Below are 11,194 nucleotides of genomic sequence, written 5' to 3'. Positions count from 1 at the left end.
AGATGTGTATAAAAGACAGGCCCGGCACCTCCTCGCCGTCGCCGATGCCGCGATGCCCCTGCTCCCCGCCGTGCTGCCCCTCGGTGAGGAGAAACCCTCGGCCGCCCACCGTGCCCGGCTCGCGCTCGCCGAAGCCGCCGGGACGGTGCTGGCCGGCGGCCTGTCCCTGCTCGGTATCGACGCTCCCGACCATCTCTGAGAGACACGTACAGATCATGAGCCGTTCCGCACACCCCGCCGGGCCCCGTCACGCCGATGTCCTTCCCGAGGGCCACTACTCCGCCCCGCCCGCCGACCTCAACGCGCTGGACCCCAAGGTGTGGGCCCAGACCGTGACGCGTGACGAGGACGGGGTCGTGACCGTCGGAGGCATCCCCGTCACCCGGCTCGCCGAGGAGTTCGGCACCCCTGCCTACGTCCTCGACGAGGCCGACTTCCGGGCCCGCGCGCGTGCCTGGCGCACCGCCTTCGGGACCGGCGCCGACGTCTTCTACGCCGGCAAGGCGTTCCTCTCCCGCGCCGTGGTGCGCTGGCTCGACGAGGAGGGGCTGAACGTCGACGTCTGCTCCGGGGGTGAGCTGGCCACCGCCCTGTCGGCCGGCATGCCCGCCGACCGCATCGCCTTTCACGGCAACAACAAGTCCGTCGACGAGATCACCCGGGCCGTCGAGGTCGGCGTCGGGCACATCGTCCTCGACTCCTTCCAGGAGATCGTCCGCGTCGCGCACATCGCGCAGAGCCTCGGGAAGCGGCAGAAGGTCCTCATCCGCATCACCGTCGGCGTCGAGGCCCACACCCACGAGTTCATCGCCACGGCCCACGAGGACCAGAAGTTCGGCATCCCGCTGGCCGGCGGGCAGGCCGCCGAGGCCGTACGCCGGGCCCTGCAGCTCGACGGTCTTGAACTGGTCGGCATCCACAGCCACATCGGGTCGCAGATCTTCGACATGTCCGGGTTCGAGGTCGCCGCGCACCGGGTCGTCTCGCTGCTGAAGGCCGTCCGCGACGAGCACGGCGTGGAGCTGCCGGAGATCGACCTCGGCGGCGGCCTCGGCATCGCGTACACCAGCGACGACGACCCCCGCGAGCCGCACGAGATCGCCAAGTCCCTCACTGAGATCGTCAGCCGCGAGTGCGAGGCCGCCAAGCTGCGTACTCCTCGTATCTCCGTCGAGCCGGGGCGCGCCATCGTCGGCCCGACCGCCTTCACGCTCTACGAGGTCGGCACCGTCAAGCCCCTCGACGGGCTGCGGACGTACGTCTCCGTCGACGGCGGCATGTCGGACAACATCCGCACCGCGCTGTACGACGCGGAGTACAGCGTCGCGCTGGTGTCGCGCACCTCCGACGCCGAGCCGATGCTCGCCCGCGTCGTCGGCAAGCACTGCGAGAGCGGGGACATCGTGGTCAAGGACGCGTTCCTGCCGTCCGACCTGGCACCGGGCGACCTCCTGGCCGTACCGGCCACCGGCGCGTACTGCCGGTCCATGGCCAGCAACTACAACCATGTGCTCCGCCCGCCGGTCGTCGCCGTCGACGGCGGTGAGGCGCGGGTGATCGTCCGCCGAGAGACGGAGGAGGACCTGCTGCGTCTCGACGTCGGCTGACCGCCGGAGGGCGGCATCGGCGGGCGGCGGAAGATCTCCTGTCCGCCGCCCCCGCGCACATGAAATAGACATCTCACGATCCGGACCGGGGGCAGAAACTCCCGTCCGGTGAGTGAGACTGGTTCCACCGTTGACGGTAAAGAGGAAACGAGGTCGGATGATGCGTACGCGTCCGCTGAAGGTGGCGCTACTGGGCTGTGGAGTGGTCGGCTCAGAGGTGGCGCGCATCATGACGACGCACGCCGACGACCTCGCGGCCCGGATCGGGGCCCCGGTGGAGCTCGCGGGCGTGGCCGTGCGGCGGCCCGACCGGGTGCGTGAGGGCATCGCCCCCGAGCTGGTCACCACCGACGCCACCGCCCTGGTCAAGCGCGGCGACATCGACGTCGTGGTGGAGGTCATCGGCGGCATCGAGCCCGCGCGCAGCCTCATCACCACCGCCTTCGAGCACGGCGCCTCCGTCGTCTCCGCCAACAAGGCGCTGCTCGCCCAGGACGGGGCCGCCCTGCACGCCGTCGCCGAGCAGCACGGCAAGGACCTCTACTACGAGGCCGCCGTCGCCGGTGCCATCCCGCTGATCCGGCCGGTGCGCGAGTCCCTCGCCGGCGACAAGATCAACCGGGTGATGGGCATCGTCAACGGCACGACGAACTTCATCCTCGACGCGATGGACTCGACGGGCGCCGGTTATCAGGAGGCCCTCGACGAGGCCACCGCGCTGGGGTACGCGGAGGCCGACCCGACCGCCGACGTCGAGGGCTTCGACGCCGCCGCCAAGGCCGCGATCCTCGCCGGCATCGCCTTCCACACGCGCGTGCGCCTCGACGACGTCTACCGCGAGGGCATGACCGAGGTGACCGCGGCCGACTTCGCCTCCGCGAAGGAGATGGGCTGCACCATCAAGCTGCTCGCCATCTGCGAGCGGGCCGCGGACGGGGCGTCCGTCACCGCACGCGTGCACCCGGCCATGATTCCGCTGAGCCATCCCCTGGCCTCCGTCCGCGGCGCCTACAACGCCGTGTTCGTCGAGTCCGACGCCGCCGGGCAGCTCATGTTCTACGGCCCCGGAGCGGGCGGTTCCCCGACCGCCTCCGCCGTGCTCGGTGACCTCGTCGCCGTCTGCCGCAACCGGCTCAGCGGCGCGACCGGACCGGGCGAGTCCGCCTACGCCGCGCTGCCGGTGTCTCCGATGGGCGACGTCGTCACGCGGTACCACATCAGCCTCGACGTGGCTGACAAACCGGGCGTTCTCGCCCAGGTCGCGACCGTCTTCGCCGAGCACGGAGTCTCGATCGATACGGTTCGCCAGTCGGGGAAGGACGGCGAGGCCTCCCTCGTCGTCGTCACGCACCGTGCGTCCGACGCCGCCCTCACCGGGACCGTCGAGGCGTTGCGCAAGCTCGACACCGTGCGTGGTGTCGCCAGCATCATGCGGGTTGAAGGAGAGTAACCAGCAATGACCCACCAGTGGCGCGGAATCATCGAGGAGTACCGGGACAGGCTGCCCGTCTCCGACAGCACGCCGGTCGTGACGCTCCGTGAGGGCGGCACGCCCCTCGTGCCCGCGCAGGTGCTCTCCGAGCGCACGGGCTGCGAGGTCCACCTCAAGGTGGAGGGCGCGAACCCGACCGGTTCCTTCAAGGACCGGGGCATGACCATGGCCATCACCCGGGCCAAGGAGGAGGGTGCGCAGGCCGTCATCTGCGCCTCCACCGGCAACACGTCGGCCTCCGCCGCCGCCTATGCCGTACGGGCCGGAATGGTCTGCGCCGTGCTCGTGCCGACGGGCAAGATCGCGCTCGGCAAGATGGGTCAGGCCCTCGTGCACGGCGCGAAGATCCTCCAGGTCGACGGCAACTTCGACGACTGCCTCACCCTGGCGCGCGGCCTGAGCGACAACTACCCCGTGGCGCTGGTCAATTCGGTCAACCCGGTACGTATCGAGGGTCAGAAGACGGCCGCCTTCGAGATCGTGGACATGCTCGGCGACGCGCCCGACATCCACGTCCTGCCGGTGGGCAACGCGGGCAACATCACGGCCTACTGGAAGGGCTACACGGAGTACGCCGCCGACGGTGTGGCGACCCGCACCCCGCGGATGTGGGGCTTCCAGGCCTCCGGCAGCGCCCCGATCGTGCGCGGCGAGGTCGTCAAGGACCCCTCGACCATCGCCACGGCCATCCGCATCGGCAACCCGGCCTCCTGGCAGTACGCGCTCGCCGCGCGGGACGAGTCGGGCGGCTTCATCGACGAGGTGACGGACCGTGAGATCCTGCGCGCCTACCGGCTGTTGGCGTCCCAGGAGGGCGTCTTCGTCGAGCCGGCGTCCGCCGCGTCCGTCGCCGGTCTGCTGAAGGCAGCCGAGCAGGGCAAGGTCGACCCGGGGCAGCGGATCGTCTGCACCGTCACCGGCAACGGGCTGAAGGACCCCGACTGGGCCGTCGCCGGTGCCCCGCAGCCGGTCACCGTACCCGTCGACGCGGCGGCCGCGGCGGAGCGCCTGGGTCTCGCCTGAGGGCGCTCGAACCGGCCTGACGTGCGCCGATGCGCCGAGCGCCGGTGTTGCGCCCGACAGGTTCCGGCGTAAGACGGCGCCGGCCCGGGGAGAATCCCTACGGGGGGTGCACAGGGGGCTTACGACACGCATCGTGCGCCTCCTGTGCGCCCTATGTCGCCACAGAACCTTCCTTCGATAGGCTGTACTGAACCCGCCCGCCGCATATGCCTCCGCAGGGAGCACGGTGCCGCGCCGTCTCCGCGGCCGGGACAGCCGCCGGCCAGCCCGGTCGGCAGCGGCCCCCAGGGTTCTCGTACGCCCTCGAATGTCCACTGAACGTCATTCGACAATCACGCAGCTCAAGGAGAGTCATCGAGCGATGGCCGGTCCAGCGTTCCGCGCCGCCGCCGTCCGGGTGCGCGTCCCCGCCACCAGCGCCAACCTCGGCCCGGGCTTCGACGCCCTCGGCCTCGCGCTGGGCTTGTACGACGACGTGGTCGTCCGGGTGGCCGACTCCGGGCTGCACATCGACATCGCGGGTGAGGGCAGCGAGACCCTCCCGCGCGACGAGCAGCACCTTCTCGTACGGTCCCTGCGCACCGCCTTCGACCTGCTCGGCGGACAGCCGCGCGGTCTGGAGATCGTCTGCGCCAACCGCATTCCGCACGGCCGGGGCCTCGGCTCCTCCTCGGCGGCCATCTGCGCCGGCATCGTCGCCGCCCGCGCCGTGACCATAGGGGCAGACGCGAAGCTCGACGACACCGCGCTGCTCGAACTCGCCACCGAGATCGAGGGCCACCCCGACAACGTCGCGGCGTGCCTGCTGGGCGGCTTCACGCTGTCCTGGATGGAGGGCGGCGCGGCGCGCGCGATCAGGATGAAGCCCGCGGATTCCATCGTTCCGGTGGTTTTCGTGCCCGGGAAGCCGGTCCTCACGGAAACCGCGCGTGGACTGCTGCCGCGCACCGTGCCGCACGTCGACGCGGCCACCAACGCCGGCCGCGCCGCCCTGCTCGTCGAAGCGCTGACGCGCCGCCCCGAACTGCTGCTGCCCGCCACCGAGGACCGCCTGCACCAGGAGTACCGCGCGCCGGCCATGCCCGAGAGCGCGGCACTGGTGGAGCGGCTGCGGGGCGACGGCATCCCCGCTGTCATCTCCGGGGCCGGGCCGACCGTCATGGCGCTGGCCGACGAGGAGACCGCCGCCAAGGTCGAGGCCCTGGCGGGCGCGGACTGGGCAGCGAACCGGCTGCGCCTCGATCAGCAGGGCGCGAGCGTGCTGCCGCTCGCCGCCTCCGGTGACATCTGAAACCGCGCGGTTGCCGGATTTCGAGAGGGGGAATGTTTGTTGGATCCGGTAGTGTTAACCTCAAGTCTGCACCCGACCCCACCATGGCGAGGTGCCTCGTGTCCCCGTCCGGGACAGACATTCTTCCGGGAGCCCCCCAAGCCGCACTGTGTTCCGTACGTCGGACCGTACGCCGTACAGGCACACTGAGCGGGGCGCAGGGCACGCTCCGGAACCGGTGCGACCACGCCGCGTGACACTGACACTGGGTGCCACGGCTCAAGGAAGCGCCATCACCAGATTCCTCCGCCGCTTAGGCGGACCACCGCCCCGGCTCGGTTCACACCACACGGACCGAAGTCGGACAGCACAACCGGTCGCCGAGCCAGACAGGCCGACGTCCGCTCCAGGGAAGGACCCTTCGTGAGCGACACCACCGATCTGATGGGCGCACGTGTCGAGGAGACCGCTGCCGCGCCCGCCACGGACGCCTCCGCGCCTGCCAGCGGTGCCGGCTCCCGGCGGCGCCGCGGTACCGGCCTCGAGGGCATGGTGCTGGCCGAGCTGCAGCAGGTCGCATCCGGCCTCGGCATCAGGGGCACCGCGCGTATGCGCAAGAGCCAGCTGATCGAGGTCATCAAGGAGGCGCAGGCTTCCGGCGGCGCCGCTCCGGCCGCGAAGGCCGACGCGCCCGCCGAGACCAAGCCCAAGCGCCGCGCCACGTCACGCACCCGTACGGGCGACAACGCCGAGAAGGCGGAGAAGAAGGCGGACGCGAAGGAAGCCTCCAAGGCCCCCGCGGACAAGGCCGACAAGGCCGTGGCCCAGCAGCAGATCGAGATCCCCGGCCAGCCCGCCGGAGGCGCCTCCCGGTCGAGCGAGAACGAGCGCGGGGGAGACGACGCGCCCGAGCGCCGCCGTCGCCGGGCCACCGCCGATGCCGGAGCCCCGGCTTCCGCCGCGGAGACCATCGTCGCCGAGGCGAAGACCGACACCAAGGCCGAGGCGCAGACGCAGCAGCAGTCCCAGAGCAACGAGGCCAAGTCCGACGCCGGTGACGGCGAGGGCCGTCGTCGCGACCGCCGTGACCGCGACCGGGACCGGGACCGCGGGCGTGACCGCGACCGCCGCGGCGGCAAGGGCGACGACCAGCAGGGCGGCGGCCGTCAGGACCGCGGCCAGCAGCAGAGCCAGCAGGGCGGCGGCCGCCAGGACCGCGGCCAGCAGCGGGCCGACGAGGACGGGGACGACTTCGACGGCGGCCGTCGTGGCCGTCGCGGGCGCTACCGCGACCGCCGGGGCCGACGCGGTCGTGACGACGTCCAGGAGCCGCAGATCACCGACGACGACGTCCTGATCCCCGTCGCGGGCATCCTGGACATCCTCGACAACTACGCGTTCATCCGCACGTCCGGCTACCTGCCCGGGCCGAACGACGTGTACGTCTCCCTCGCCCAGGTCCGCAAGAACGGCCTGCGCAAGGGCGACCACATCACCGGTGCCGTGCGCCAGCCCAAGGACGGCGAGCGGCGCGAGAAGTTCAACGCGCTGGTGCGCCTGGACTCCGTCAACGGCATGGCGCCCGAATCCGGGCGCGGGCGACCGGAGTTCAACAAGCTGACGCCGCTGTACCCGCAGGACCGCCTGCGTCTGGAGACGGACCCGGGCGTCCTCACCACCCGCATCATCGACCTCGTCGCGCCGATCGGTAAGGGCCAGCGCGGTCTGATCGTGGCCCCGCCGAAGACCGGCAAGACCATGATCATGCAGGCGATCGCCAACGCGATCACGCACAACAACCCCGAGTGCCACCTGATGGTCGTCCTCGTCGACGAGCGTCCGGAAGAGGTCACCGACATGCAGCGGTCGGTGAAGGGCGAGGTCATCTCCTCGACCTTCGACCGTCCGGCCGAGGACCACACCACCGTCGCCGAGCTCGCCATCGAGCGTGCCAAGCGCCTGGTGGAGCTGGGCCACGACGTGGTCGTGCTGCTCGACTCGATCACCCGTCTGGGCCGCGCGTACAACCTCGCCGCCCCGGCCTCCGGCCGCATCCTGTCCGGTGGTGTCGACTCGACGGCGCTGTACCCGCCGAAGCGCTTCTTCGGTGCGGCCCGCAACATCGAGGACGGCGGCTCGCTGACGATCCTCGCCACCGCCCTGGTGGACACCGGGTCCCGCATGGACGAGGTCATCTTCGAGGAGTTCAAGGGCACCGGCAACGCCGAGCTGAAGCTCGACCGCAAGCTCGCGGACAAGCGCATCTTCCCGGCGGTGGACGTCGACGCGTCCGGCACCCGTAAGGAAGAGATCCTGCTCGCCCCCGACGAGCTCGCCATCGTCTGGAAGCTGCGCCGGGTGCTGCACGCCCTCGACCAGCAGCAGGCGGTCGAGCTGCTGCTCGACAAGATGAAGCAGACGAAGTCGAACGCCGAGTTCCTGATGCAGATCCAGAAGACGACCCCGACGCCGGGCAACGGCGACTGAGGCAGTCGGCTGAGGCAAGCACTGCACGAAGAGGGCCGCTCCCGGAACGGGGGCGGCCCTTTGTGCTGTTCGTGTGCGGGTAGGATCACGCTCTCTTCGAACTTGTGATCCCGAGGGGGGACATACGTGGGTACACCCATGCCCGGGGGCGGTCGGCACAGACGTCGCATACGCATCGCGCTGCCCGTCGCCGCGGCCGGTGTCGCCGCCGCCGTGGCCGGCGCGCTGCTGTCGACGTCCGCCGGTGCGGCCACACCGCTGCCGCAGCCGAAGATCAAGCCCGCCGTCGGTTCGCCGTCGCTCGCCGAGCTGGAGAAGCGCGTCGCGGGCGCCATGGCCGGTGACGACGTCGCCGGCAAGACGAGCAAGGCCTCGCTCAGCGCGGGCAACGTGGCCGGCGGCATCGACCCCAAGGTCATCGGAGGCAACGAGACCACCATCAGCACGGCCCCGTGGATGGCGCAGCTCCACTACTACGACGACCGGGGAACCTCCGGCACCAGCGACGACATCGGCTTCTTCTGCGGCGGTGCCGTCGTCGCGCCGACGAAGATCCTGACCGCCGCGCACTGCGTCAAGGGCTACAACTTCAACGCCAACGGCGCCGTCGTCACCGGCACCTCCCAACTGCCTTCGGCCGACGGCACCGACTTGCACGGCGGCACCGTCACCGGCGTCCACCGGCAGTGGAACCACCCGTCGTACAGCGCGACGACCATCGACAACGACATCGCGGTGCTGACCCTGCCCGTCCCGGTCAAGGCCACCCCGATCCGCATGACGACCTCCGGCGACACCACGTCGTACAAGGCAGGCACCAGTGCCAAGGTTTACGGCTGGGGCCGCACCAGCTCCACCAGCGACGACATCTCCGAGACGCTGAAGACGGCCACGCTCCCCATGCAGTCCGACACGACATGCTCCGGCGAGTACGGCGCGGACTTCGTCAAGGGCCACATGGTCTGCGCGGGCAAGCCCGCCACCGGTAGCGACACCGGCACCGTCTCCGCCTGCAACGGCGACTCCGGCGGCCCCCTGGTCGTCAACAACCGGATCGTCGGTGTCGTGTCCTGGGGTGTGACCGACTGCGTCGCGAAGGGCGCCTACAGCGTCTTCGCCAAGGTCAGCTCCTACGTCGGCGCCACCTACCCGCGCCTCGACGACACCAACGTCAGCGGCGACCACAAGGCCGACCTGTGGGTGCGCAACGCCTCCACCAAGACCGGCTACTCCAAGGACTCCAAGGGCACGTCCTTCGCCGCCCGCGAGTCCTGGGGCAACTGGAACGGCGTGAACGTCGTCCTGCAGACGGACCTCGACCGCGACGGCTACCAGGACCTGGTCTACCGGCGCAGCAGCGACGGTGACGTCTTCCGGACGCACTACGTCATCTCCAGCGGCACCTGGTCCACCAAGAAGCTCGCCGACAACTGGAAGACCCGCACCCGGATCATCACCCCCGGTGACGTCACCGGCGACTACCTGCCCGACCTGCTCTCGGTCGACTCCGCGGGCGTCATGTGGATCTACCCCGGCAAGGGCAACGGCACCTTCGCGCCCCGCGTGAAGGTCGGCTCCGGCTGGAACCAGTACAACTCCGTGCGCGGCAAGGGCGACTACAACGGGGACGGCAAGACCGACCTGATCGCCCGCAGCAAGTCCGGCAGCGCCATCTACCTTTACAAGGGCACCGGCAAGGCCGGCTCGGGCGCCTTCTCGGCCCGGGTCAAGGTGCGCACCTGGGCCGACTACAACGCCTTCGACGCGCCCGGCGACGTCACCGGCGACGGCAAGGCCGACTTCCTGGCCCGCACCCCCGGCGGCACGCTCTACCTGTACGCGGGCACCGGCAAGGGGACAAGCGAGATCTTTGCCACAAGGAAGTCCGTGGGCACCGATTTCAAGCAGTACGACATCTTCGGCTGAAAACGCAGGTGAGCGGGTTCCACACCGCTCTGGCGAACACACACTGTGCCCACCGCCGCACGCGGTGGGCACAGTCCGTCGTGCAACCCTTTCCCGAGTTTCTCCGTCTGACCAGGTGGGGCGACGATGGTGTGAGGAAGGGTCTTCTCCGGCCACGCCTGGCACTGACCGCAGGGGGTAACCGACCGTAGAAGAGCTGAGGAGTACATGTCCGCCGAGAGCACACCCGGCCCGGGTATACCGGGAGACAGCGGCACCAGTGGAGCGCGCCACCGCGGCAAGGGCCGGCGCCGTAAGCCCCCGAAGCGTCACAAGGGCTTGATGGTCACGGCCTGGACGACCGCGGGCATCGTCGTGCTGGGCGGCGCCGGAGCCGGGTACCTGTACTTCAAGCTCAACGGCAACCTCAAGAGCGTCGACATCGACCAGGCTCTCGGCACGGACCGGCCCAAGAAGGCCGACAACGGCTCGGAGAACATCCTCGTCCTCGGCTCCGACACCCGCGCCGGCGGCAACAAGAAGCTCGGCGGCGGCACCGACGACGGCAGCGCCCGCTCCGACACGGCGATGATCGTGCACGTCTACAAGGGACACAAGAAGGCCAGCGTGGTCTCCATCCCGCGCGACACCCTCATCGACCGTCCCTCGTGCACGGACACCAAGGGCGACGAGTACCCCGCCGCGCGCAGCGTGATGTTCAACTCCGCGTACTCCACCGGCGGGGCCGCCTGCGCCGTGAAGACCGTCGAGTCGATCACCGATCTGCGCATGGACCACTACCTGGAGGTCGACTTCGCCGGCTTCCAGAAGCTCATCGACGACCTCGGCGGCGTCGAGATCACCACGACCAAGAGCATCGACGACCCCGACAGCCATCTGAACCTGAAGGCCGGCACGCACACACTCGACGGCAAGCAGGCCCTCGGCCTGGTCCGCACCAGACACGGCGTCGGCGACGGCTCCGACCTGGGCCGGATCCAGCTCCAGCAGGCCTTCATCAAGGCCCTGGTCAACCAGATCAAGGACGTCGGCGTCTTCTCGAACCCGAAGAAGCTGCTCGACCTCGCGGAAACCGCGACCAATACGGTGACGACCGACTCCGACCTCGGCTCGGTCAACAAGCTGGCGTCCTTCGCGAGCGGCCTGAAGGGCATCAGCCCGGCCAACATGCACATGGTCACGATGCCGGTGGTCTACGACCCGGCCGACCCCAACCGCGTCCTCCTCCAGGAGAAGAAGGCCGACCAGATCTGGAAGGCCCTGGAGAACGACAGGCCGATCCCCGAGAGCGCGACGAAGGGCACGGCGACCGGTGAGGCCAAGGGCGTCGTGAGCGGCTCCTGAGGACCGCGCACCAAGGGGGCGCGGGCTGTATCGATGTGCGGCTCC

The 11,194-nt window shown here is 70.1% G+C and carries 8 protein-coding genes; all 8 read left to right on the top strand.

Annotated elements, in window-relative coordinates:
- The coding region (locus C1J00_RS07190) for a DALR anticodon-binding domain-containing protein (protein WP_245936234.1) at window positions 1–199 on the top strand (199 nt) is incomplete at its 5' end.
- A gap of 16 nt (window positions 200–215) precedes the next feature.
- Window positions 216–1,607 (top strand): diaminopimelate decarboxylase, encoded by a 1,392-nt coding sequence (gene lysA / locus C1J00_RS07185; RefSeq protein WP_102908198.1) that lies wholly within the window; start codon window positions 216–218, stop codon window positions 1,605–1,607.
- 157 nt (window positions 1,608–1,764) lie between these two features.
- The gene (locus C1J00_RS07180; RefSeq protein WP_102908197.1) at window positions 1,765–3,057 is read left to right on the top strand and encodes a homoserine dehydrogenase; all 1,293 of its coding nucleotides are present in this window, start codon (window positions 1,765–1,767) and stop codon (window positions 3,055–3,057) included.
- A 6-nt stretch (window positions 3,058–3,063) separates the two neighbouring features.
- Window positions 3,064–4,122, top strand: a complete 1,059-nt coding sequence (gene thrC / locus C1J00_RS07175) for a threonine synthase (protein WP_102908196.1) — start codon at window positions 3,064–3,066, stop codon at window positions 4,120–4,122.
- Window positions 4,123–4,483: 361 nt separating this feature from the next.
- A complete protein-coding gene (gene thrB, locus C1J00_RS07170) occupies window positions 4,484–5,413 on the top strand; it encodes a homoserine kinase (RefSeq protein ID WP_102908195.1) in 930 nt (309 codons plus the stop codon).
- Window positions 5,414–5,815: 402 nt separating this feature from the next.
- Entirely contained in the window at window positions 5,816–7,879 is a 2,064-nt protein-coding gene (rho, locus tag C1J00_RS07165; RefSeq protein ID WP_102908194.1) for a transcription termination factor Rho, read from the top strand.
- A gap of 138 nt (window positions 7,880–8,017) precedes the next feature.
- Entirely contained in the window at window positions 8,018–9,805 is a 1,788-nt protein-coding gene (locus C1J00_RS07160) for a trypsin-like serine protease (protein WP_102908193.1), read from the top strand.
- Between the two features lie 207 nt (window positions 9,806–10,012).
- On the top strand, window positions 10,013–11,149 hold the full coding sequence (locus C1J00_RS07155; RefSeq protein WP_102908192.1) for an LCP family protein: 1,137 nt from the start codon (window positions 10,013–10,015) through the stop codon (window positions 11,147–11,149).
- Window positions 11,150–11,194 lie beyond the last annotated feature (45 nt).

Origin of the sequence: Streptomyces cahuitamycinicus, assembly GCF_002891435.1 — a bacterium.
Lineage (GTDB): Bacteria > Actinomycetota > Actinomycetes > Streptomycetales > Streptomycetaceae > Streptomyces > Streptomyces cahuitamycinicus.
This window is presented reverse-complemented; position numbering and strand designations above follow the sequence as displayed.

What these genes read in the sequence shown, in the direction of transcription:
- lysA (WP_102908198.1), top strand. Translation starts at nt 216, where the DNA reads ATGAGCCGTTCCGCACACCCCGCCGGGCCCCGTCACGCCGATGTCCTT.
- C1J00_RS07180 (WP_102908197.1), top strand. Translation starts at nt 1,765, where the DNA reads ATGATGCGTACGCGTCCGCTGAAGGTGGCGCTACTGGGCTGTGGAGTG.
- thrC (WP_102908196.1), top strand. Translation starts at nt 3,064, where the DNA reads ATGACCCACCAGTGGCGCGGAATCATCGAGGAGTACCGGGACAGGCTG.
- thrB (WP_102908195.1), top strand. Translation starts at nt 4,484, where the DNA reads ATGGCCGGTCCAGCGTTCCGCGCCGCCGCCGTCCGGGTGCGCGTCCCC.
- C1J00_RS07160 (WP_102908193.1), top strand. Translation starts at nt 8,018, where the DNA reads ATGCCCGGGGGCGGTCGGCACAGACGTCGCATACGCATCGCGCTGCCC.
- C1J00_RS07155 (WP_102908192.1), top strand. Translation starts at nt 10,013, where the DNA reads ATGTCCGCCGAGAGCACACCCGGCCCGGGTATACCGGGAGACAGCGGC.